24 protein-coding genes are annotated in these 20,673 nt (G+C 69.0%); 9 read left to right on the top strand and 15 right to left on the bottom strand.

Annotation, left to right across the window (positions count from 1 at the left end):
- Window positions 1-60 precede the first annotated feature (60 nt).
- The 3 genes from RS883_RS07945 to RS883_RS07955 all read right to left on the bottom strand — a co-directional run bounded on the left by RS883_RS07945 (window position 61) and on the right by RS883_RS07955 (window position 1,730).
- Entirely contained in the window at window positions 61-342 is a 282-nt protein-coding gene (locus RS883_RS07945; RefSeq protein ID WP_315764631.1) for an accessory factor UbiK family protein, read from the bottom strand.
- A 20-nt stretch (window positions 343-362) separates the two neighbouring features.
- Window positions 363-917, bottom strand: coding sequence for a TspO/MBR family protein (locus RS883_RS07950; RefSeq protein ID WP_315764633.1), 555 nt, complete (start codon window positions 915-917; stop codon window positions 363-365).
- A gap of 63 nt (window positions 918-980) precedes the next feature.
- On the bottom strand, window positions 981-1,730 hold the full coding sequence (locus tag RS883_RS07955; protein WP_315764637.1) for a TlyA family RNA methyltransferase: 750 nt from the start codon (window positions 1,728-1,730) through the stop codon (window positions 981-983).
- Between the two features lie 176 nt (window positions 1,731-1,906).
- Here RS883_RS07955 and RS883_RS07960 point away from each other — a divergent pair, with 176 nt between their 5' ends.
- Entirely contained in the window at window positions 1,907-2,572 is a 666-nt protein-coding gene (locus tag RS883_RS07960; protein ID WP_315764640.1) for an alpha/beta hydrolase, read from the top strand.
- 110 nt (window positions 2,573-2,682) lie between these two features.
- Here RS883_RS07960 and RS883_RS07965 read toward each other — a convergent pair whose 3' ends face one another.
- The 3 genes from RS883_RS07965 to RS883_RS07975 are packed head-to-tail and all read right to left on the bottom strand — an operon-like array spanning window position 2,683 to window position 5,986.
- Window positions 2,683-4,731, bottom strand: coding sequence for an NAD(+) synthase (locus RS883_RS07965; protein WP_315764644.1), 2,049 nt, complete (start codon window positions 4,729-4,731; stop codon window positions 2,683-2,685).
- Complete coding sequence (locus tag RS883_RS07970) at window positions 4,728-5,240, bottom strand: CinA family protein (protein ID WP_315764646.1); 513 nt, start codon at window positions 5,238-5,240, stop codon at window positions 4,728-4,730. The genes RS883_RS07965 and RS883_RS07970 overlap by 4 nt, the downstream gene beginning before the upstream one ends.
- A 44-nt stretch (window positions 5,241-5,284) precedes the next feature.
- Window positions 5,285-5,986 carry a murein L,D-transpeptidase catalytic domain family protein gene (locus tag RS883_RS07975; protein ID WP_315764649.1) on the bottom strand — a complete coding sequence of 234 codons (702 nt, stop codon included), beginning with the start codon at window positions 5,984-5,986 and terminating at the stop codon, window positions 5,285-5,287.
- A 186-nt stretch (window positions 5,987-6,172) separates the two neighbouring features.
- Here RS883_RS07975 and RS883_RS07980 point away from each other — a divergent pair, with 186 nt between their 5' ends.
- The gene (locus tag RS883_RS07980) at window positions 6,173-6,856 is read left to right on the top strand and encodes a L,D-transpeptidase family protein (RefSeq protein ID WP_315764651.1); all 684 of its coding nucleotides are present in this window, start codon (window positions 6,173-6,175) and stop codon (window positions 6,854-6,856) included.
- A 393-nt stretch (window positions 6,857-7,249) separates the two neighbouring features.
- Here RS883_RS07980 and RS883_RS07985 read toward each other — a convergent pair whose 3' ends face one another.
- Entirely contained in the window at window positions 7,250-7,837 is a 588-nt protein-coding gene (locus tag RS883_RS07985; RefSeq protein ID WP_315764653.1) for a PRC-barrel domain-containing protein, read from the bottom strand.
- Between the two features lie 128 nt (window positions 7,838-7,965).
- On the opposite strand from RS883_RS07985, the gene RS883_RS07990 reads away from it, so the two are divergent.
- Window positions 7,966-9,345 carry a helix-turn-helix domain-containing protein gene (locus RS883_RS07990; RefSeq protein ID WP_315764656.1) on the top strand — a complete coding sequence of 460 codons (1,380 nt, stop codon included), beginning with the start codon at window positions 7,966-7,968 and terminating at the stop codon, window positions 9,343-9,345.
- Window positions 9,346-9,448: 103 nt separating this feature from the next.
- On the opposite strand, the gene RS883_RS07995 is transcribed toward RS883_RS07990, so the two are convergent.
- The gene (locus RS883_RS07995; protein ID WP_315764658.1) at window positions 9,449-10,789 is read right to left on the bottom strand and encodes an Nramp family divalent metal transporter; all 1,341 of its coding nucleotides are present in this window, start codon (window positions 10,787-10,789) and stop codon (window positions 9,449-9,451) included.
- Between the two features lie 113 nt (window positions 10,790-10,902).
- Between RS883_RS07995 and RS883_RS08000 the strand changes: the two genes are divergently transcribed.
- From RS883_RS08000 to RS883_RS08010, 3 genes are read left to right on the top strand one after another with little or no spacing between them, the layout of a single operon-like run.
- Window positions 10,903-11,739: a diacylglycerol/lipid kinase family protein gene (locus RS883_RS08000; protein WP_315764660.1), complete on the top strand. Its 837-nt coding sequence runs from the start codon at window positions 10,903-10,905 to the stop codon at window positions 11,737-11,739.
- The gene (locus RS883_RS08005; protein ID WP_315764663.1) at window positions 11,736-12,482 is read left to right on the top strand and encodes a metallophosphoesterase; all 747 of its coding nucleotides are present in this window, start codon (window positions 11,736-11,738) and stop codon (window positions 12,480-12,482) included. Before RS883_RS08000 ends, RS883_RS08005 begins: the two co-directional genes overlap by 4 nt.
- Entirely contained in the window at window positions 12,479-12,967 is a 489-nt protein-coding gene (locus RS883_RS08010) for a hypothetical protein (protein ID WP_315764666.1), read from the top strand. Before RS883_RS08005 ends, RS883_RS08010 begins: the two co-directional genes overlap by 4 nt.
- A 155-nt stretch (window positions 12,968-13,122) precedes the next feature.
- Here RS883_RS08010 and RS883_RS08015 read toward each other — a convergent pair whose 3' ends face one another.
- The 6 genes from RS883_RS08015 to RS883_RS08040 form a co-directional block, all read right to left on the bottom strand.
- Entirely contained in the window at window positions 13,123-13,872 is a 750-nt protein-coding gene (locus tag RS883_RS08015; protein WP_315764669.1) for a class I SAM-dependent methyltransferase, read from the bottom strand.
- 62 nt (window positions 13,873-13,934) lie between these two features.
- Window positions 13,935-14,411 (bottom strand): hypothetical protein, encoded by a 477-nt coding sequence (locus tag RS883_RS08020; RefSeq protein ID WP_315764671.1) that lies wholly within the window; start codon window positions 14,409-14,411, stop codon window positions 13,935-13,937.
- A 98-nt stretch (window positions 14,412-14,509) separates the two neighbouring features.
- Window positions 14,510-15,067: a 30S ribosomal protein S9 gene (rpsI, locus tag RS883_RS08025; protein WP_315764674.1), complete on the bottom strand. Its 558-nt coding sequence runs from the start codon at window positions 15,065-15,067 to the stop codon at window positions 14,510-14,512.
- Window positions 15,067-15,546: a 50S ribosomal protein L13 gene (gene rplM, locus RS883_RS08030; RefSeq protein WP_315764676.1), complete on the bottom strand. Its 480-nt coding sequence runs from the start codon at window positions 15,544-15,546 to the stop codon at window positions 15,067-15,069. The genes rpsI and rplM overlap by 1 nt, the downstream gene beginning before the upstream one ends.
- A gap of 144 nt (window positions 15,547-15,690) precedes the next feature.
- The gene (gene cutA / locus RS883_RS08035) at window positions 15,691-16,008 is read right to left on the bottom strand and encodes a divalent-cation tolerance protein CutA (protein WP_315764678.1); all 318 of its coding nucleotides are present in this window, start codon (window positions 16,006-16,008) and stop codon (window positions 15,691-15,693) included.
- Entirely contained in the window at window positions 16,005-17,036 is a 1,032-nt protein-coding gene (locus tag RS883_RS08040; protein ID WP_315764681.1) for a COX15/CtaA family protein, read from the bottom strand. Before RS883_RS08040 ends, cutA begins: the two co-directional genes overlap by 4 nt.
- A gap of 315 nt (window positions 17,037-17,351) precedes the next feature.
- Here RS883_RS08040 and RS883_RS08045 point away from each other — a divergent pair, with 315 nt between their 5' ends.
- From RS883_RS08045 to dxs, 3 genes are all read left to right on the top strand, one after another.
- Window positions 17,352-17,744 carry a MerC domain-containing protein gene (locus RS883_RS08045; RefSeq protein WP_315764684.1) on the top strand — a complete coding sequence of 131 codons (393 nt, stop codon included), beginning with the start codon at window positions 17,352-17,354 and terminating at the stop codon, window positions 17,742-17,744.
- 38 nt (window positions 17,745-17,782) lie between these two features.
- A complete protein-coding gene (locus RS883_RS08050; RefSeq protein ID WP_315764686.1) occupies window positions 17,783-18,262 on the top strand; it encodes a Fur family transcriptional regulator in 480 nt (159 codons plus the stop codon).
- A 67-nt stretch (window positions 18,263-18,329) separates the two neighbouring features.
- Window positions 18,330-20,252 carry a 1-deoxy-D-xylulose-5-phosphate synthase gene (gene dxs, locus RS883_RS08055; protein WP_315764688.1) on the top strand — a complete coding sequence of 641 codons (1,923 nt, stop codon included), beginning with the start codon at window positions 18,330-18,332 and terminating at the stop codon, window positions 20,250-20,252.
- Window positions 20,253-20,413: 161 nt separating this feature from the next.
- Here the strand turns inward: dxs and RS883_RS08060 are convergent, their stop codons facing one another.
- Window positions 20,414-20,662 carry a hypothetical protein gene (locus tag RS883_RS08060; protein ID WP_315765030.1) on the bottom strand — a complete coding sequence of 83 codons (249 nt, stop codon included), beginning with the start codon at window positions 20,660-20,662 and terminating at the stop codon, window positions 20,414-20,416.
- Window positions 20,663-20,673 lie beyond the last annotated feature (11 nt).

The following is a 20,673-nucleotide window of genomic DNA, read 5'->3' on the forward strand; positions in this document are numbered from 1 at the left end:
TCGCCGCAGCCTCTTCGCGCCTTCGCGCCTTGGCGTGAACCAATTTCTTTCTTGTTCAGGTCACGCCGTCGGAACCGGCGTATCGCTGACCGCGCCGCCGCCCAGCTTCGCTTCCAGCGCGTCGATGCGCGCCTTGAGCGCGTCGTTCTCGTCGCGCGCGGCCGCGGCCATCGCCTTGACCGCTTCGAACTCGTCGCGCGACACGAAGTCGAGGCCGCCGATCCATTCGCGCGCGCGCTCGCGCGCAGCGGCTTCCGCCTCGCGACCCATGCCGGCAAGGGTGCCGGCGGCGCCGTTCAGGATCTTGGCGATGTCGTCGAACACGCGGTTTTCGGTCTGCATGATGTCTATAATCCGATCGTTCAGAGCTGAATCTGGGTGGTGGCGCCCGAGGGGACAAGGGTCTCGCCCGCTGGATTGCGCCGGTCGATGTCGTAGGCGAGCAGGCTCGCGAAGCTGAGCCAGGCGAGATAGGGGACCATCAGCCACGCCGCGGTCCGCCGCACCCGCGCGAATGCGAACGTCGTCGCGATGGCGAGCGCGAGGATGACGACGATCTGCACCGCCGCGATGCTGACGAGGTGCAGCCCGAAGAACACGGGCGTCCAGGCAAGGTTGAGCGCCAGCTGCACCACGAACAGCGCGATCGCGGCATTACGACCGCGGGCGCTGCGGGCGTTCAGGATCATCGCGATGGCGATGCCGATCAGGATGTAGAGGATCGACCAGGCGATCGGAAACGCCCAGCCGGGCGGCGTCCACGAAGGCTTCGAAAGCGCCTGATACCAGGCACTGTCGTCGCCCGAGGGGACCGACGCGCCGGAAGCGAAGCCCAGCAGCAGGACCGCGGGCACGGTGACGAACGCCCATCGCGCGAACGACCAGCGGAGCTGACCCATTGAGGCGATTTCGCGCATAGCTTCCCTTGTATCAGGCGAATCCGGAACGGCGCCATGCCGTAGCGGGCCGGACGCCGGCCATCAATCGGGCGAAGGGCCGGGGCGCCGCGCGGCGATCAGGAACTCGACATTGCCCTCCGGACCGGTGATCGGGCTCTGCTCGACCCCCTGGACCGCCCAGCCGATGCCGGCGAGCCAGTCGGCGACCTCTGCACAGACGCGCGCATGCACCTCCGGATCGCGGACGACGCCGCCCTTGCCGACCTCCTCGCGTCCCGCCTCGAACTGCGGCTTGATGAGCGCGATCAGCCCGCCGCCGGGCCGGACGAAGCCGAGCGGACGCTCCAGCACCTTGGCGAGGCCGATGAAGCTCGCATCGCAGACGACGAGGTCGATGGGCTCGAGCACGTGCGCGTCGGTCAGGATGCGCGCGCTCGTCTGTTCGTGCACGACAACGCGCGGATCCTGGCGCAATTTCCACGCAAGCTGGTTGGTGCCCGAATCGACGGCATAGACGCGCGCCGCCCCGCGGGTGAGGAGGACGTCGGTGAAGCCGCCGGTCGACGATCCCACGTCGATCGCCACCGCTTCGCCCACGGTCCAGCCGAAATGGTCGAGCGCGTGCGCCAGCTTGATCCCGCCGCGTGAGACCCAGGGATGATCGCGCCCGCGCACTTCGATCGCGGCGTCCACCGCCAGCGACACGCCCGGCTTGTCGAGCTTCCGCTCGCCCGAGAAGACCAGGCCCGCCATCACCAGCGCCTGCGCCCGCGTGCGGCTCTCGGCGAGGCCGCGGTCGACGATGAGCTGATCCAAACGCTTCTTGGGCATGGCGCGCGATACCGCCGAACGGCCTGCCGCAAAAGCCCTGCGACGAACCGCGCACCTATTGCACACTGTGCAAGTAGGAATTAGATCGGAAGTCGACGAGGGCAGGGACGCCGGCCGTGCCCCTAGAGCGACTTTGCGGCCCTCGCCCTCGTCACCGGACAAAAGGAAGAACGGCCATGACGATCTTCTCCGACAGCCCGACGCGTCCCGTCGTGCTTACCGTTCCCGGCCTCGGCAGCTCGGGGCCTTCGCACTGGCAGACGCTGTGGGAAGACAATCTGCCCGACACGCACCGCGTCGAGTTGGGCATGTGGAACAAGCCGCATCGCAACGCCTGGGTGACCAAGCTCGACCAGGCGATCCGGTCGACGCGCGCGCCGGTGGTGCTCGCGGCGCACAGCCTGGGCTGCCTGGCGGTGGCGTGGTGGGCGGCCCTGTCGCCGCAGCCTTATGGCTGGCCGGTCGCGGGCGCGCTGCTCGTCGCGCCGGCCGATGTCGACCGCGCGGACGTCCACCCCGACATCGCCGCGTTCAAGCCCTCGCCGCGGCAGCTGCTGCCGTTCCCCTCGATCCTGGTCGCGTCGAACGACGATCCGTGGATAGAGATCGAGCAGGCGCGCAACCTGGCCGCGCAATGGGGAAGCCACTTCGTCGATGCCGGTGCCCAGGGGCATCTCAATGCCGCGAGCGGGATCGGCTGGTGGTCGGAAGGGCAGGAACTGCTCGACCGCGTGATGGATGCCGCCGCCGACCGCCGCGGCCAGCCCCGCAGCGCGAGCGAGGCGCGGCAGCTGCTCTCGGTCAGCGCGACCGAGGCGGCGGAGCGGCATTATTTGGGGTGAGGGTCGCCGCCGAGCTTACCCATCCCCGTTCGTGCTGAGCCTATCGAAGCACATGATCCGGGCGCAGCGCCTGTGACCCGTCCTTAGACAAGCTCAGGACGAACGGGAGATTACTCCGGCAACCCCGCCCGCAGTTCCTCGATCCATGCCCGCGCATTGCCGTCCGACGGTGCGCGCCAGTCGCCGCGCGGCGAGAGTGCGCCCGCTGCCGCGACCTTGGGTCCGTTGGGGATCGCCGAGCGCTTGAACTGGCTGGTGCGGAAGAAGCGGTCGAGGAACGCCTCCAGCCACTTGGCGATCGTCGCCAGGTCATAGGCGCCGCGGGCGTCCTCCGGCAGGTTCGCGGGCCAATGCCCCTCGTCGGCATCGTTCCAGGCGTGCCACGCCAGGAATGCGATCTTCGAGGGCGACAGCCCCAGCCGCACGACATGGTGGAGGAAGAAGTCGTGCAGCGCATAGGGGCCGATCCGCCCCTCGGTCGACTGCATCGCGCCGCTCTCGTCCGCGGGGATCAGCTCGGGACTGATCTCGGTACCGAGGATCGTCTCCAGCACCGCATCGGTCGCCGCATCATACTGGCCGCTGGCGATCGTCCAGCGGATGAGGTGCTGGATCAGCGTCTTGGGCACGCCGGCATTGACGGCATAGTGGCTCATCTGGTCGCCGACGCCGTAGGTGCACCAGCCCAGCGCGAGTTCGGACAGGTCGCCGGTGCCGAGCACCAGCCCGCCGCGCTGATTGGCGAGGCGGAAGAGATAGTCGGTGCGCAATCCCGCCTGCACATTCTCGAACGTCACGTCGTACTGCGGCTGCCCTTCGGCAAAGGGATGGCCCATGTCCTTGAGCAGCTGGTTGGCGGCGGGGCGGATGTCGATCTCCTCGCCGGTCACGCCGAGCGCGCGCATCAGGCCCCAGGCGCTCGCCTTGGTCGCCTCACCCGTGGCGAAGCCGGGCATGGTGAAGCCGAGCAGGTCGCTGCGCGGATAGCCGAGCCGGTCGAACGCCTTGGCCGCGACCAGCAGCGCGTGTGTCGAATCGAGCCCACCCGACACGCCGATCACCAGCCGCTTCGTGCCCGTGGCGGCGAGCCGCTGGCGGAGACCCTCCACCTGGATGTTGAACGCCTCGTAGCAGTCGGCGTCGAGCGTTTCGGGCGTGTCGGGAACGAACGGATAGCGGCGCACCGCTCGCTTCAGACCGAGATCGGCGAAGTCGGGCTGATGGTCGAACGCGATCCGGCGGAAGCGCGTCTCCGGATGGCCGTTGGCGGCCGCGCAATCGTTGAACGTTCCCGTGCGCGCGCGCTCCAAGCGAAGCCGGCCGGCATCGACATCGGCGACGACCAGCTCGCTCGCAAGATCGAAGCGGTCGGAGATGGCGAGCAGCTCGCCCAGCTCATGCACCATGCCCTGGCCGTCCCAGGCGAGATCCGTCGTGCTCTCGCCCGGGCCGCTCGCCGAATAGACATAGGCGCTCATCGTCCGGGCGGAATGCGACGCCGACAGCAGCATCCGCTCGCGCGCCTTGCCCACGACGATGTTGGAGGCCGAGAGGTTGGCGAGGATCAGCGCCCCCGCCATCGCGCCGGCGGTCGAGGGCGGGAGCGGCGCCCAGTAATCCTCGCAGATCTCGGCATGGAAGACGAAGTCGGGCAAGTCGCTGGCGGCGAAGATCAGGTCGGTGCCGAACGGCACGGTCTGGCCCGCCAGCGCGATGTCGAGGTTGGTCAGCCCCACGCCAGGCGCGAACCAGCGCTTCTCGTAATATTCGCGGTAATTGGGCAGGTAGGTCTTGGGCACCACGCCCAGGATGCAGCCGCGCGCGACGACGACGGCGCAATTGTAGAGCCGGCCGTTGCGGCGGACGGGCGCGCCGAGCAGCAGCACCGGGCGCAGCTCGGCACTCGCCGCGACGATGCGCGCGATCCCCGCCTCGACCGCGGCCAGCAGCGCGTCCTGCATGTGCAGATCGTCGATCGCATAGCCGCTGAGGTTGAGTTCGGGAAAGACGACGAGGTCGACGCCGGCGTCCGCCGCTTCGTGCGCCAGGCGGATCGCATGGTCGGTCGCGGCGGCGGGATCGGCGACGACGCCGGGCGGGGTCGCGGCGGCGACACGGACGAAGCCGTGCGCATGGTGCGACCAGAAACGGTGCGTCAAGAAAGCGCCTCCTCGAACAGCTTCAGCGCCACGCGCACCGCGGCAATCCGCGTGGCCCCGCGGCCGATATCACCGAAATGCTCCTCGCGGTGCATCGTTTCGCCATCAACGCGCGCGCAGCCGAAATGGACGAGGCCGGGTTCGTCGTCGGGACCGCCGGGCCCCGCAAAGCCGGTGATCGCGACGGCAACCTGTGCATGGCTCGCCTTCAGCGCGCCCTCCGCCATCGCGACGGCGACATTCTCGCTGACCGCATGGCACCGCTCGACCATGTCGCGGGCGAGATGGAGAAGCTCGCACTTCGCCTCGACCGAATAGGTGACGAACCCGCGCTCGAACGCACTCGACTTGCCCTCGACATCAGTGAGGAGCGAGGCGAGCAGGCCGCCGGTGCAGCTTTCGGCCGTGGCGATCCGCCAGTCGCGGTTGTCGGCCAGGTCGAGGACGCGGGCGGCCAGCGCCTCGACATCGTCGGGCAGGGCGGGGGAGAGTTCTTCGGCTTCGCTCATGGCGAGAGCCTAGGATGCTCGCGTCGCCCCGCCCATAATGTCGATCAGCCCTTGGCCGCGTAGACCAATGCGCCTTCGCCCAGATGGTCGAACACGCGCTGAAGCTCGTTCTCGCCGACCGCGAAGCAGCCTTGGCTGCGGCCGAGCTTGCCGTGGCTGATGAGCATGTCCTTGTTGGCGTACCAGGCGGCGTGGATCACGATCGCGCGCGACAGAGCGTTCGAGTTGGTGGGATCGAGCCCGACCAGTCGCTGCGACCGGCCATGCTGGCCGACATAATAATTGTCCGCGACGAACGCGCCCTCGCACGTCGCTTCCGACCCGTCGTCGTTCGAGAAGCGCTGGAGAAAGGCAGTGTGCCCGGGATCCGAGCCGATGCCGTGCGCGACCAGCAGCTTGTCGACGCGGCCATTGGCGAGATCGACGAGCGCCAGGCGCGAGCGATAGGACGCAGGCGTGAAGTCGATGATCGCGACACGGTCGCGCTGGCGAAGCTGGCCGGCATGCGTGTCGCGCGCGGCGCGGGCGCGTTCGACCAGCGAGGTCGCGACACCGGCAATCGTCGGCGGCGGCGCGGGGGTCGCGGCGACGGCGGTCGGCTTCGACGCGGGCTTGGGTGCCGGCTGGCTGCCGACGGATTGAAGCGGCTGGCGCATGCAGCCTGGCACGATCAGCGCGGCGGCGGCAATCCCGCCAGCCCGCAGCATCCCGCGCCGGGACGCGGTTCCGGTTAACAACTCGTTCACGATACGCTAAGCCCCACCGATGGTCTTGGCATGAAGCGAGCGTATATCATGAAAGGGAGGGCACTTCCGGGACTTGACATGGGAAAGTGCCGCGGCTCGTCCCGCATAACCAACGACTTGGCGAGATCGGCACGAACATTGCGGCGAGTGGTTGCAGCGGTTCTGGCGGTGCTCGCTGCGACGTCGATGCCCGTTGCCGCACAGCTTCCCAACCTCGAATCGCGCGCGGCGATGCTGCGCAATGGCGAGTTCGCCTGGGAGGAGGGCGCTGCCGCGGCAGGGCCGGTGGCGATCCTCATCAGCATCGAGGACCAGCTCGCCTATGTCTATCGCGGCGGTGCGCTGGTGGGCGTGTCGACGGTGTCGACGGGCAAGCCCGGCAAGTCGACGCCCGCGGGCAGCTTCACCATCCTCCAGAAGAAGGTGTTCCACCGCTCCAACCTCTATTCGAACGCGCCGATGCCCTACATGCAGCGGCTGACCTGGAGCGGGATCGCGATGCACGCCGGGCAGCTTCCGGGATATCCCGCGTCGCACGGCTGCATCCGGTTTCCGGCCGCGTTCGCCAAGCGACTCTATGACTTAACCGAGATGGGCGGAGAGGTGCGGATCGTCAGCGGTCGTGTGCCGGGGATGCCTGATGCCGCGCCGAAGCCGCGCGAACTGCCGCCCGTCACCGTCGCGCAGGTCCGCCGCCCAGCGCCGATGCTCGTCGCCGATGCCGCCAGCGTCGCCCGCCACGACGACGCCGCCCGCGTGGGCGAGACGAGCGCCGCGCCGCGCATCGAGCTGGCGTCGGAGACCGCGTCGTTCGCGAGCTATGACGTGGTGGTCGCGAGCGGGTATGGCGCGCGGGGCGGGGTGGATTGAGGCTGTGCCTCAGATGGCGCGCTCTGATTTCCCCGTTCCTGCTGAGTAGAGACCGAGTAGCCCGCTAGGGCGTATCGAGGGCTCGTATCGAAGTACCGTCACACGCGCCAACGTCCTTCGATACGCCGCCTCGATACGCCCTGCGGGCTACTCGGCGGCTACTCAGGACGAACGGTTGGGGGGGTGATTGGGGAGTTAGCCCAGGCCGCCGATCCTCCCCTTCCCGTTCGTGCTGAGTAGAGACCGAGTAGCTCCGTAGGAGCGTATCGAGGGCTCGTATCGAAGTACCGTTCCGCGCACCAACCTGTCCTTCGATACGCCACCTCGATACGCGCTTCGCGCTACTCGGCGGCTACTCAGGACGAACGGTTAGCGGGGTGATGAGAGGACAGCTCAGGCCGCCCGCGGCTTCGCGCCTGGCCAGTCGTCCGCCGCCAATTCCGGCAGCGCGCACAGGTCGCTCCGCTCCCCCTCGAACACCAAGGGCGTTCCGAAGCGCACTCGCGACGGATCGACGGCGTGGAGGGTCTCGCCCACGCCGCCGACGCCCCCGCAGCCGATGACGAGATAGGCGATTGAATGGCTGTTGCAGCCGAGCATCGCATCGGCGACATGGCCGATCGCGGTGCCGTCGCGGTCGACGACGCGTGCGCCGACGACGCGGCCGAGCGCCACCTTGGTCTCGTCGCGCTGGTCGGCGCTGCGCTGCTCGGCACGCTCGCCGCCCTTGTCGTAGCGCGCCTGCCGGCCCAGCCAGCGCCAGATGCCGACGACGTTGACGAACGTCAGGAAGCCGTTGGTGAGCAGCAGGTTGGTCTGGCCCGACGACAGGCCGACGATCGACCAGGCGACCGACCCGATCGAGAACACGACGAAGCCCCAGCCGGTGACGCGCGCGCCCAGATTGGCGGCGGTCATCATCGCCGCGATCATCGTCGCGGCCGGCGCGATCCACCCAGCGATGTCGGCAAGCCCCTGCATATAAACGCGAAACGTCGCGTGTGGCTCGGCCGTTCCGTTTGTAGATGCTGGGCCGCCGGCCGTGTCTTGCTGTAAAGAACTGACATGGCATGATGGCGGCCGAGCGTCAGGGGGCGGAGCACCAGCGAATGGCCGAACACAAGCTGATCGCCGGCCATGCCGTGCGCCGGGTGCGGCGCCAGCTCGGGCTGACGCAGGCGGCGATGGCCGACGCGCTCGATATCTCGCCGAGCTATCTCAACCTGATCGAGCGCAACCAGCGACCGATCTCGGCGACGCTGCTCGTGCGGCTGGCCGAGCGGTTCGACTTCGACGCGCGCACGCTAGCCGCCAGCGAGCCCGGCGGCGGGCGTGCGGCGATGCGGCGGCGGCTGGGCGACCCGATGTTCGCCGACCTCGACATCGATCGCGCCGAACTCGACGAGTGGCTGGCGAGCGCCCCCGGCGGCGCCGAGGCCTTTGCGCGGGCGTTCGACGCGCGCGGCGGGGAGGGGGCGGGCGACAATCCGCACGACCGCACCGCACGCGAGGTGCGCCGCGCGATCGAGCATTGGCGCAACCATTTCCCCGACCTCGACGCCGCGGCCGAGGGGCTTGCCGACGAGCTTCGGCTGTCGAGCGGCGACCTGATCCCTGCGCTCGCCGACCGGCTGCGGACGCGGCACCAGCTCTCCGTCCGCATCCTGCCGGTCGAGGTGATGCCCGACCGATTGAAGCGGCTGGACCTCCACGCGCGCCAGCTTCAGCTGTCCGAACTGCTCGACCCCGCCAGCCGCGCCTTTGCGATGGCGGAGCGGCTGTCGGGCGAGGTGCAGGGCGAGGTCGACGCGATCGTGCGAGGCGCCGGGCTGTCCGATCGCGTCGCCGAGCGGCTGCTGCGCCGGCACGTCACCGGCTATTTCGCGGCGGCGGTAATGATGCCCTATGCCCGGTTCCTTCGCGCGTGCGAGGCGACGGGCTATGACCTGGAGCTGCTGCAACGCCGGTTCGGGGCGGGATTCGAACAGGTCGCGCACCGGCTGACGACGCTCGGGCGCGTGGGCGCGCGGGGCCTCTCCTTCTTCATGCTGCGCGTCGATCGGGCGGGGCAGGTGTCGAAGCGCTATGCCGGCGCCAGCGCCTCGCCACTGGTCGAGGGCGGGCTCTGTCCGCTGTGGGACGTGTTCGCGGCGCTGGCGCGGCCGGGCGAGCCGATGACGCAGCTGATCGAGACCGAGGATGGCGGCCGCTGGCTGACGATCGCACGCAGCGTTCAGCCGCATGCCGGGCCGATCGGCGGGGTGAAGGGACGGTTCGCCGTCGTCGTCGGCGTGGCCGCGGGCGAGGCGGCCGGGCTGGCGGCCGCGCGGGGCATCGACCTGGGCGCGCAAGCGATGCCGGTGGGGCTCGGCTGTTCGGCCTGTACCCGCCCCGATTGCTCGCAGCGAAGCGCGCCGCCGGCCGCCCGCGCGCGAATCGTCAGCGATCGGGAAGTCGGGATGACCCCCTTCGCCTTTGCGGGCGATTAGACGGCAACCTCACCGTTCGTGCTGAGCTTGTCGAAGCACGTGATCCAGGCGCAGCGCCCGGGACACGCCCTTCGACAAGTTCAGGACGAACGGGGGCGGGGGCTCAGCCCATCGCCAGTTGCGCCAGCAGCGTCAGGTTCAGTCCGATCACCGTCAGGCAGATGGCCCACGCCACCACCTTGAGCACCGGGCCGTTGACGAAGCCGCCCATCAGCTTGCGGTCGCTGGTGAACTGGACGAGTGGCCAGACTGCGAACGGCAGCTGGAGGCTCAGCACCACCTGGCTCAACACCAGGAGGCGCGCGGTGCCGCTCTCGCCGTACAGCGCCGCCACCGTTGCGGCGGGGACGATCGCGATCAGCCGCGTGACGATGCGGCGGAGCCAGACGGGGAAGCGCAGCTTGAGGAAGCCCTCCATCACGATCTGGCCGGCGAGCGTCCCCGTGACCGTCGAATTCTGGCCCGAGGCGAGGAGCGCCACCGCGAACAGCGTGCTGGCGACGCCGACGCCCAGCATCGGGGTGAGCAGCTGATACGCCTCCTGGATCTCGGCGACTTCGGTGCGGCCGGCGGTGTGGAAGGTGGCCGCCGCCAGGATCAGGATCGATGCGTTGATGAAGAAGGCGAGGCCCAGCGCGATCGTCGAGTCGATCGTCGCCATCTTCAGCGCGTCGCGCTGCCCCGGTTCGGTCCGGTCGAACGAGCGCGTCTGCACGATCGAGCTGTGGAGATAGAGATTGTGCGGCATCACCGTCGCACCCAGGATGCCGATCGCGATGTAGAGCATCGCCGGGTTGGTCACGATCTGCGGCGCGGGGATCAGCCCGCGGGCGATCGCGGCGACGTTGGGCTGGGAGAAGATCAGCTCCGCGCCGAAGCAGCCGGCGATGACGATCAGCAGCGCGATGATGAACGCCTCGAGCTTCCTGAAACCGAAGCGCTGAAGCGCGAGGATCAGCATCACGTCAACCGCGGTGATCGCGATGCCCGCGACCAGCGGAATGCCGAACAGGAGCTGGAGCGCGATCGCGGTGCCGATCACCTCGGCCAGATCGCAGGCGATGATCGCCGTCTCGCACAGGATCCACAGCACCCATCGCGCAACCGGGCCATAGCGCTCGGCACAAGCCTGGGCGAGGTCGCGACCGGCGACGATGCCGAGCTTTGCCGACAGCGACTGGAGCACCATCGCCATCAGGTTGGACAGAAGGATGACGGACAGCAGCGTGTACCCGAACGCCGACCCGCCGGCGATATCGGTCGCCCAGTTGCCGGGGTCCATGTACCCGACCGCAACCATATAGCCCGGGCCGGCGAACGCGCCGAGCCTGCGCCAGAACGCGACCGTGGGTGGATGCACCGCGATGCTGCGATAGCTTTCCGGAAGGCTGGGCGTCATGTCCGCAGCGTCGAGCGCCGCGCTTGCCGGCGGTGGCGGTGCCATCCCGTGATCCCCCATTCTTTCCTGATCCTGCCCAGCGCCTTAACGGCTTCGGCGCGGCTTGGCTGCATCCTTCGTTAGCTGGGATCGTTATGCGCCCGAAAAGGTGGGGCAGCATGCACAATCTGTGGTTCATCACCAACCCAAGCTCGGGCTCGGCCACCCGCGAGAAGTGCGACGCGATCGAGGCGGTGTTCGAGGAGCGCGGACTGAAGCTGGTCGGCCGCACCGGCTTTCCGGACGAGACGCTGCCCGATGGGGCGGCGCTGGACGCGGCGGGCGCGGACACGGTGGTGCTGTTCGCGGGCGACGGGACGATCAATGCGGTGCTCTGCAAGCTGGCCGAGTGGGGTGGCCGCTTCCTGATCCTGCCGGGGGGCACGATGAACCTGCTCGCCCGCGCGCTTCACGACAGCCTGGATCCGCACGCGATCATCCATGCCGCCAATGATGGGTACCGCACCGTATCGATGCCGTTCGTCGAGGCGGGACCGCACCGCGCCTTTGTCGGCCTCATCATCGGCCCCGCCGCGCAGTGGTTTCGTGCGCGCGAGGCTGTGCGCAAGCGGCGGCTGTTCTCCTTCTTCCGCGCGATGCGCCACGCCTGGGGTCGCACCTTCGGCAAGGGCATCCGCGTGTCGGGACCGGTGCGGCTGCGGCGCCGCTATCAGGCGGTGCTGGTGAAGCCCGACGCGCGCGGCCTGGACGTCGCCGGGATCGACGCCCGCGACTGGCGCGCGATCGCGGAGCTCGGCTGGAACTGGGTATCGGGCGAGTGGGTGAACGCCGCCTCGGTCACGCACGCGCTGTCGCGCCATCTCGTCATCGAAGGCTCGCGCCCCGTGCTCGCGCTATTCGACGGCGAACCCGAGCGGCTCGAGCCCGGTACGCGGCTGAGCGGCGGCATGAGCGGTGAACGCTTCATCGCGACGCGTACAAAGGAGACGGCATGATCCGGTTGTTCCACGTCAGCGACCTGCATTTCGGCGCGGAGGACCAGTCGGCGCTCGCCTGGTTCGCGGGCATCGTCCGCGACGAGGTGCCCGATGCGATCCTGATGACCGGCGACCTGACGCAGCGCGCGCGGTCGGACGAGTTCGAGGCGGCGGCCACCTGGCTCGAATCGCTCGGCCGGCCGACGACGATCGAGGTCGGCAACCACGACCTGCCAATGTACAATCCGGTCGCGCGCATCTTTCGCCCCTACAAGCGGTACAAGTCGCTGGAGCGGCTGATCGAGCGGCCGCTGGAGGTGAAGGGCGTGACCATCGCGCCGCTGCGCACCACCGCGCGCTTCCAGTTCCGGCTCAACTGGTCGAAGGGTCTGGTGACGCCGCAGCGGCTGGCCAAGACGGTGCGGCTGGTCGAGGAGGCGCCGGAGGACGATCTCGTCTTCGTCACCGCCCACCATCCGTTGATTGAGGCGGGCACGCGGACCGACGCGCGCACCGTCGGCGGCGAGCGGGCGCTCAGGGCGCTCGCCAACGCGGGCGCGCATGCGGTGCTGACCGGCCACGTCCACGACCCCTTCGACATCGAGCATGAGGTCGACGGCAACCCCATCCGCCTGATCGGCGCCGGCACCCTGTCCGAACGCGTGCGAGAGACGCGCCCGTCGTTCAACGAGATCCGCGTCGAGGGCCGCGCCTTCGAGACGATCGCGCGGGTGATGGACGGGCCGGATCACCGGGTGTGATCCTGGGTCGCTGGATCGTCGCCGCGGCCCTGATGACGGTCACCGTCGCGGCAGAGGCGCAGGTGCTGCCGCCGCCGTCATTGCCGGGGCAGGACGAGCTCGGCGCGACGCTCGTTCGCGCGATCGAGAGCAAGGACGTGGCGACCTACGCCTCGCTCTTGTCCGATACGCTGACGGTGTTCGAGGATGGCGAGCAGATTGCCTCCAGCAAGGGCGAGTGGTTGGACCGTTTTGGGAAGATGCTGGCCGCCCTTGGCGTGAGCTTCAAGGTGCAGCCGGGCTTCTCGTCGACGGGCAGGCTGCTGTTCATCGAGTATTTCAACTCGATGGCGAGTTGGGGCGGTACGATGCCCCGGCATTGCTGCTGGTCCTATGACGCGGTCGCGTATGACATCCGGAACGGGAAGGTCGCGGTGATCCGTCGGCTGCGCGGCGGCGACCATCGGCTAGATGCGCGGGGTTTGCCGGAAGCCAGGCCCTTCTAGAGGGTGCTGACTTCCGCTTTATCCGTTCGTGCGGAGTAGAGACCGAGCGAAGTCGAGGGCTCGTATCGAAGCATCGTCGCGCGCGCTCAGTCCTTCGATACGCCGCTTCGACAAGCTCAGCGGCTACTCAGGACGAACGGATGAAAGCACCGTCATCAGCGCATCCGCCTCCCCACCAGCGTTCCCTTCCTTCCGCCCAGCACCAGCCCGAAGTCGATCTGCGGCCAGCGCTTGCGCCAGCGCGCGGCGATGACGCGCTCGCCCGGGCGGGCGCCGTCGTCGAGCATCACCGCGCCGCCGACGCTCAGGCGGTCGAACAGTATCTCCGCCGCGCCGCGGACGAAGGGGTGGAGCGTCCAGGGTGGCCCGTCGATCAGGAGCAGGTCGATCCGGTCGGGCAGGTCGCTCGCGTCGTACCACAAGGCCGGCCAGCCGCCGGGCGCCGGCACCAACGGCGCGGCGCGCATGTCGGCATCCAGGCCATGCTCGCGCAGCCAGTCGCGCGTCGCCGCGACGAAATCGCCATGCTGGTCGAGGCTGACGAGCCGGCCGCCGCCATTGAGCTGAAGCGCGCGTGCGACGATCAGGCTGGACGCACCGGCGCCGAGCTCGACCACGACCGCGGGGCGCCGCGCCTCGATCTCGTCGACGACGAGGTGGAGGAGGCCGGTGTCCGCCTTCCAGCTGCCGAGATTGGGGAGCGCATCGGCGGGCAGGTCCAGCCGCGCGAGCAGCGCATCCTTGTCGGCGCGGCGACCGCCCGACAGGCTGCGCGCCAGCCAGGGCCACTGGATCGCGCCCCACAGGATGGTGAAGGCGCGATCGCGCAGCGTCTGGCGCCAGCCATCCGGCCCGAGGCGTACGTCGTTGCGGGGGAGAAAGCCCGTGGCCTCGCGCGTGGTCATCGCAAGGCGCTCAAGCCGTTGGCGCGGGCGCGGTCAAGCGCGATGCGCCGAGCGGCCGGTCTTTACGGTCCGCAGGTCCAGTCGCCCGACGTGACGAGCGGCGCGGCCCCGTCGCGCTCGACGGTCAGCGTGGCAGGCATCGGCGGCGACTCGCCGCCGCCGGTTGCGGGGCCGGTCACCGCGACGCTGGCGGTCAGCCCGCCGCCCGTGAACCGCGCGCCGTGCACGATCGCGTTGAAGCCGCCCGGTGCCGTCACCCGCGCCATCCCCTGGTCGGTGCGAAGCACGGCATTGGCGATCCGCCCGCCGACATCACCGCGGGCGATCATCAGCAACCGATCGCTCGTGTCGGTGAAGCTGCACGCCAGTTCGCCAGCGACCTGCGCCTGGTCGAGGTCCGCGGCGGTCAACGGCGCGATCGTCGGCGCGGTGCTCGACGGCGGGGCAGGGGTGGGCGAGGGCCGGGGCTGGTCCGGCTCCGGCGCGGGGTTGCCGCAGGCGGACAGGGCAAGAGCGAGCAGGATCGGGCCGGTACGCATCACCGGCCGACGCCTTCGCTTCGCGACGGTTCCGCGGCACGCGCACGAAAAAGGGCGGCCCGTTGCCGGACCGCCCCCATTCGTTCGATCGAACCCGATCAGCGCTTCGAGAACTGGAAGCTGCGGCGGGCCTTGGCCTTGCCGTACTTCTTACGCTCGACGGCGCGCGGATCGCGGGTCAGGAAGCCCGCGGCCTTGACCGGCGGACGCAGCGCCGGCTCGTAGCGGGTCAGCGCCTGGGCGATGCCGTGCTTGACCGCGCCGGCCTGGCCCGACAGCCCGCCACCCTTGACGGTGCAGATCACGTCGTACTGGCCCTCGCGCTCGGCGACCTGGAACACCTGGTTCATCACCAGACGCAGCGTCGGACGCGCGAAATAGACCTCCGAATCACGGCCGTTGACCGTGATCTTGCCCGAGCCGGGCTTCAGCCACACGCGGGCGACGGCGTCCTTGCGGCGACCGGTCGCATAGGCGCGGCCATAGGCGTCGATTTCCTGCGCGCGCAGCGGCGTCGTCGGCTGCTGCGGCTGGACGGGGGCGCTGCCTTCCGCCGTATCGGCGGCGGGCGCCGAACCGGTCTCGGGCTGCGCGGCCTGCGGCTGAGCCTGGGTCAGCGAACCCAGGTCGGACAGGGACTGGCGGTTGTCGGACATTATGCGCCCACCTTGTTCTTGCGGTTCATGCCCGCGATGTCGAGCACTTCGGGGTTCTGCGCGGTGTGCGGATGCTCCGCGCCCTTGTAGATGCGCAGGTTGCGCATCTGCTCACGGCCGAGCGGGCCGCGCGGGATCATGCGCTCGATCGCCTTTTCCAGCACGCGCTCCGGGAAGCGGCCGTCCAGCACCTTGGCCGCGGTCACTTCCTTGATGCCGCCGGCATAGCCGGTGTGCTTGTAATAGGTCTTCTGCTGGAGCTTGCGCCCCGTGAAGCGCACCTTGTCCGCGTTGATGACGATGACGTTGTCACCGCAATCGACATGGGGGGTGAAGCTCGTCTTGTGCTTGCCGCGCAGCACATTGGCGATGATCGTCGCCGCGCGACCGACCACCAGGCCGTCGGCATCGACGATATGCCACTTCTTATCCACCTCGGCCGGCTTCACCGACTTGGTGGTCTTCATGAGCGCCTTCATGGCTCTTCGACCTTTATGGGTAGAGGAAAACCGAACGCCGCCCGTTGCCAGGCGGCGTGCTTGGGCCCGCAATGACGCGCCGCCCTCGTAAAGTCAAGCTTGGCAGCGGGTTTGCTGACGGGTATCAGAATACCGAGCGCGTTTTCAGCCCGTCAGCGCCTCGCCGATCCAGCGTGCGCCATCCTCGGTCGCGGCGGCGGGCCACAGCACGATCATCGGCAGGTCGTAGCTGTGGAGTTCGACGATGCGGTCGCGCAGCGCCAGCGCCTGTTCCATGCTCGTCTTGAACAGCACGGGCGTCTCGACCTCGGTCTCGACGGTGTCGCGCCAGCGATAGATCGAGGTGCAGGAGGCCATGACGTTGGCACAGGCCGCCAGCCGCTCCTCGATCACGACGCGCGCGACCGCCTCCGCCTCGTCGGCGGTGCCGAAGGTGACTTGCAGAAGGGCGATGTCGCTCACGCGCGGCGTCCCGTAGCATGTGCGCCCGCGGTCGCGGCCGCGACCAGCAGCGCGCCGACGATCTGGTGGGTGAGCGCCGGCTCGAAGCGGACGCCGGTCATTACCGTGGCGATGCCGAGTAGGATCTGGATGCCGACCGCGACATGGATCGCGATGCTCGCCCCGCGATCACCCGCCCGCTTGGCGGCGCGCGCGAGCAGCATCATCGCGGCAAAGGCAACGAACGCCCACCAGCGATGGATGAAGTGGAGCGCGAACGGATCGTCGAACGCGTCGGCCCAGTTCGCCTGCGGCACGACGCGCCCGTTCATCAGCGGCCATTCGTCGGTGACGAGCCCGGCATTGAGCCCGGCCACATAGGCGCCGAACATGATCTGGATCGCCAGCACGCCCAGTGCGCCGAACGCCAGCGGGGTCAGCCGCGCCGGCCGTGCCGATGGATTGCGCGCCAGCCCGGTCAGATCGCGCGCGGTCCAGACGAGCCCGCCAAGTATGAAGAGTGCCAGGCAGAGATGCGCGGCGAGCCGATAGTGGCTGACGTCCGTCCGATCGACGAGGCCGGAGGCGACCATCCACCAGCCGACCGCCCCCTGCGCGGCGCCGAGCGCCAGCAGCGCGACCAGCCGGCCGTGATAGCCCGTCGGGATCCGGCCGCACACCCAGAACCAGGCGAGCGGCAGTGCGAACGCGACGCCGATCAGGCGCCCGAGCAGCCGGTGCAGCCACTCCCAGAAATAGATGAACTGGAAGTCGGCCAGGCTCATGCCGGCGTTGATCTGGCGATACTCGGGCGTCGCCTGATATTTGGCGAACTCGGCCTGCCAGTCGGCCGCGTTAAGCGGCGGGATCGCGCCCGACACCGGCTTCCATTCGGTGATCGACAGGCCCGACTCGGTCAGCCGGGTAATGCCGCCGACTGCGACCATCAGCACGATCAGCACGGCGACGGCGTAAAGCCACGTCGCGATCGCGCGCGGCTGTGCGACACGAGCGGAAAGGGAGGGGGCGGCGGCGAGCGATCGGGCCATGGCGGCGCGTATGCCGTGTCGGAGAGGTGCGTTCAACCGGGGTGTTGTTGGGGTGTCCTTGTGTTGTGCTCCCGCGGAGGCGGGAGCCTAGAGCCACGAGGCGCAGCCTTTGCGACCCTGGGCTCCCGCCTCCGCGGGAGCACGGTCGCTTGTTCCCCGGCAAAGGCCGGGGTCCAGTTGGGGAACGCCCGTGACGAAGCGCCGTGCGGCTGACCTCAGCTTTCCCACCTGGACCCCGGCCTTCGCCGGAAATAAGCGGATGGCACACAGCAAAAAGCGTCATGTGATATTGTAACCTCACCGACGATGCCCTAGATGGCGCTCGTGATCTCGGAAGCTGCCTCGCAACGCGCCCCGCGCAATCGGCTCGACCGGATCGCGATCGCGTTGTCGGCCCTGTGCCTCGCGCATTGCCTGGCGAGCGCGGTCATCCTCGCGCTGTTCGCGTCGTTTGCCGGACCGCTGCTCGACGATCGCATCCACGAGATCGGCCTCGGCATCGCCGTGGTGCTCGGCGCGGTCGCGCTGGGGCGGGGCGTGCGCGAGCATGGCCGCCGCCTCCCGCTGGTAATCGGCGCGTCGGGCCTGTTCCTGATGGCGCTCGACATCCTGCTGCCGCATGGGCCGGGCGAGGTGGGCGCCACCGTCGCCGGCGTGACGCTGCTGGCGATCGGCCACGTCCTGAACCAGCGCGCTGCGCGCCGCTGAACCTTGCCCGGGGGCCGTTGGCCAACTAAATCTAGATCATGGCTGACGCTGCGGCACTCCACCGACATCATGACGATCGCGGCGATTCGCTGACTGCCGCCGCGCGCACCACGCTCGAGGAAAAGGGCGAACAATGGACGCCGATGCGCGCGAGCGTGTTCGAGGTGCTCGCGCGCTTCGAGAAGCCGGCCAGCGCCTATGACATCGCGGAGGCGGTGTCGCAGGAAGTCGGCCGCCGTGTCGCCGCCAACAGCGTCTATCGCATCCTCGACCTGTTCGTCGCCGCCGACCTCGCCCGCCGGGTCGAGAGCGCCAACGCCTATGTCGCGAACACCCATCCCGGCTGCCTCCACGACTGCATCTTCCTCGTCTGCGATCGCTGCGGCGAGGCGCGGCACCTGGACGCGGACGAGGTGACGTCGATGGTGCGCGCGGTCGCGGGCGAGCGTGGTTTCGTCGCGCGCCAGCCGATCGTCGAGGTGCGCGGGCTGTGCGCCGATTGCGCCGCCGCCGACTGACCTTCACGGTCCAAAGCAGGGCTCAGCGACAATCGACAGCCACGGACCGATACGTTAAGCCGCGATAATGTCACAATCGCCCGACACGCCGCTGCTCGACACTGTGCCCACGCCCGCAGAGCTCCGCGCGCTCAAGCCTGCCCAGCTTCGCCAGCTTGCCGACGAGCTTCGCGCCGAGACGATCTCTGCCGTCGGGCATACCGGGGGCCATCTGGGCTCCGGCCTGGGCGTCGTCGAGCTGACCGTCGCGATCCATTATGTGTTCGACACGCCACGCGACCGCCTGGTCTGGGACGTCGGCCACCAATGCTATCCGCACAAGATCCTGACCGGGCGGCGTGAGCGCATCCGCACGCTGCGCACCGGCGGCGGGCTGTCGGGCTTCACCAAGCGGACCGAGAGCGAATACGACCCGTTCGGCGCGGCGCACAGCTCGACCTCGATCTCGGCGGCGCTGGGCTTTGCGGTCGCCAACAAGCTGACCGGTTCGCCGGGCAAGGGCATCGCCGTGATCGGCGACGGCGCGATGTCGGCGGGCATGGCGTACGAGGCGATGAACAATGCCGAGCAGGCGGGCAACCGGCTGGTCGTCATCCTCAACGACAACGACATGTCGATCGCGCCGCCGGTGGGTGGCCTTTCGGCCTATCTCAGCCGCATCGTGTCGAGCCGCGAGTTCCTGGGCCTGCGCGAAACGCTGAAGAAGTTCGCGCGCAAGCTGCCGCGCCCGATCCACAGCGCCGCCAAGAAGACCGACGAGTTCGCCCGCGGCATGACGATGGGCGGCACGTTGTTCGAGGAACTGGGCTTCTATTATGTCGGCCCGATCGACGGTCACAATCTCGACCACCTGATCCCGGTGCTCGAGAATGTGCGCGATGCGGAAGAGGGCCCGATCCTGGTCCATGTCGTGACCAAGAAGGGCAAGGGCTATGCCCCCGCCGAGAAGGCGGCCGACAAGTATCACGGCGTCCAGAAGTTCGACGTCATCACCGGCGCACAGGCCAAGGCGCCGCCGGGGCCGCCCTCCTATCAGAACGTGTTCGGCGACGCGCTCGCCAAGCTGGCCGAGACCGACAGCCGCATCTGTGCGATCACCGCAGCGATGCCGTCGGGCACGGGCGTCGACCGTTTCGCTCAGGCGCATCCCGACCGTGCGTTCGACGTCGGCATCGCCGAGCAGCATGCGGTGACCTTTGCCGCCGGCCTCGCCGCACAGGGGATGCGGCCGTTCTGCGCGATCTATTCGACCTTCCTCCAGCGCGCCTATGACCAGGTTGTGCATGACGTGGCGATCCAGAACCTGCCGGTCCGCTTCGCGATCGACCGCGCGGGGCTGGTCGGTGCCGACGGCGCAACCCATGCGGGCAGCTTCGATGTTACCTATCTGGCGTCGCTGCCCAATTTCGTCGTGATGGCGCCGTCGGACGAGGCTGAACTCGTTCACATGACCTATACCGCGGCCGAGCATGACACGGGCCCGATCGCCGTCCGCTATCCGCGCGGCAACGGCACCGGTGTCGCGCTGCCCGAGGTTCCCGAGAAGCTGGAAATCGGCAAGGGCCGGCTGGTGCGGGAGGGCAAGGCCGTCGCGATCCTGTCGCTCGGCACGCGGCTGGGCGAGGCGATCAAGGCCGCCGACGCGCTGGAGGCCAAGGGGCTGTCGACGACGATCGCCGACCTCCGCTTCGCCAAGCCGCTCGATGAGACGCTGATCCGCCGCCTGCTCGCGACGCACGAGGTCGCGGTGACGATCGAGGAGAATGCGATCGGCGGCCTGGGCGCGCACGTTCTGACGATGGCGAGCGACCAGGGGCTGATCGATGCGGGGCTCAAGCTGCGCACGATGCGCCTGCCCGACCGTTTCCAGGACCAGGACAAGCCCGAGCTGCAATATGACGAAGCCGGCCTCAATGCCGCGCACATCGTCGATACGGTGCTAAAGGCGCTGCGCCACAACAGCGAGGGCCTCGCCGACGCGCGGGCCTGATCCGGCCCGGTCAGTCTGGCAGCCACCCGACGGCGGCTGATCAGGCCGTGCGGTAGTCCCGGAAAAGCTCCGGAGCGACGGTTAGCCAGACGGAAAGCCGGGCTCCCGCTTCCGCTCTCCACCCTGGCAGAGAGCGGAAGCGGGAGCCGGCGCGTGGTCGGTCAGAGATCGACGCCCGCCGCGATCGCCTCGAGCTTCTTGATCCGCTCCTTCAGGTCGGCGATTTCGATCCGCTGCGTGGCGGAAGGAGCGGGGGCGAGGTCGGCTTCGGTCATGCCGCCGGCCAGACTCATCTGCTGCTGCTTGAGCGAGAGCCAGCCGCGCCAGGCGGTCAGCATGCCCGCGGTCACCATCGCCAGCGCGACCAGCGCCGCGGCAGCCATCACCAGATAGAATTGGGGGTCCTGCATCGCTGCTTCTC

The sequence above is a fragment of the Sphingomonas sp. Y38-1Y genome, from assembly GCF_032391395.1.
In the GTDB taxonomy this organism is placed as follows: Bacteria; Pseudomonadota; Alphaproteobacteria; order Sphingomonadales; family Sphingomonadaceae; genus Sphingomonas.

What these genes read in the sequence shown, in the direction of transcription:
- RS883_RS08000 (WP_315764660.1), top strand. Translation starts at nt 10,903, where the DNA reads ATGCACAATCTGTGGTTCATCACCAACCCAAGCTCGGGCTCGGCCACC.
- RS883_RS07990 (WP_315764656.1), top strand. Translation starts at nt 7,966, where the DNA reads ATGGCCGAACACAAGCTGATCGCCGGCCATGCCGTGCGCCGGGTGCGG.
- RS883_RS08020 (WP_315764671.1), bottom strand. Translation starts at nt 14,411, where the DNA reads ATGCGTACCGGCCCGATCCTGCTCGCTCTTGCCCTGTCCGCCTGCGGC.
- RS883_RS08050 (WP_315764686.1), top strand. Translation starts at nt 17,783, where the DNA reads ATGGCTGACGCTGCGGCACTCCACCGACATCATGACGATCGCGGCGAT.
- RS883_RS07950 (WP_315764633.1), bottom strand. Translation starts at nt 917, where the DNA reads ATGCGCGAAATCGCCTCAATGGGTCAGCTCCGCTGGTCGTTCGCGCGA.
- RS883_RS08040 (WP_315764681.1), bottom strand. Translation starts at nt 17,036, where the DNA reads ATGGCCCGATCGCTCGCCGCCGCCCCCTCCCTTTCCGCTCGTGTCGCA.
- dxs (WP_315764688.1), top strand. Translation starts at nt 18,330, where the DNA reads ATGTCACAATCGCCCGACACGCCGCTGCTCGACACTGTGCCCACGCCC.
- RS883_RS07955 (WP_315764637.1), bottom strand. Translation starts at nt 1,730, where the DNA reads ATGCCCAAGAAGCGTTTGGATCAGCTCATCGTCGACCGCGGCCTCGCC.
- RS883_RS08060 (WP_315765030.1), bottom strand. Translation starts at nt 20,662, where the DNA reads ATGCAGGACCCCCAATTCTATCTGGTGATGGCTGCCGCGGCGCTGGTC.
- RS883_RS08045 (WP_315764684.1), top strand. Translation starts at nt 17,352, where the DNA reads ATGGCGCTCGTGATCTCGGAAGCTGCCTCGCAACGCGCCCCGCGCAAT.
- RS883_RS07960 (WP_315764640.1), top strand. Translation starts at nt 1,907, where the DNA reads ATGACGATCTTCTCCGACAGCCCGACGCGTCCCGTCGTGCTTACCGTT.
- RS883_RS08005 (WP_315764663.1), top strand. Translation starts at nt 11,736, where the DNA reads ATGATCCGGTTGTTCCACGTCAGCGACCTGCATTTCGGCGCGGAGGAC.
- RS883_RS08015 (WP_315764669.1), bottom strand. Translation starts at nt 13,872, where the DNA reads ATGACCACGCGCGAGGCCACGGGCTTTCTCCCCCGCAACGACGTACGC.
- rpsI (WP_315764674.1), bottom strand. Translation starts at nt 15,067, where the DNA reads ATGTCCGACAACCGCCAGTCCCTGTCCGACCTGGGTTCGCTGACCCAG.
- rplM (WP_315764676.1), bottom strand. Translation starts at nt 15,546, where the DNA reads ATGAAGGCGCTCATGAAGACCACCAAGTCGGTGAAGCCGGCCGAGGTG.
- RS883_RS07970 (WP_315764646.1), bottom strand. Translation starts at nt 5,240, where the DNA reads ATGAGCGAAGCCGAAGAACTCTCCCCCGCCCTGCCCGACGATGTCGAG.
- RS883_RS07945 (WP_315764631.1), bottom strand. Translation starts at nt 342, where the DNA reads ATGCAGACCGAAAACCGCGTGTTCGACGACATCGCCAAGATCCTGAAC.
- RS883_RS07980 (WP_315764651.1), top strand. Translation starts at nt 6,173, where the DNA reads ATGCCCGTTGCCGCACAGCTTCCCAACCTCGAATCGCGCGCGGCGATG.
- RS883_RS07995 (WP_315764658.1), bottom strand. Translation starts at nt 10,789, where the DNA reads ATGGCACCGCCACCGCCGGCAAGCGCGGCGCTCGACGCTGCGGACATG.
- RS883_RS07985 (WP_315764653.1), bottom strand. Translation starts at nt 7,837, where the DNA reads ATGCAGGGGCTTGCCGACATCGCTGGGTGGATCGCGCCGGCCGCGACG.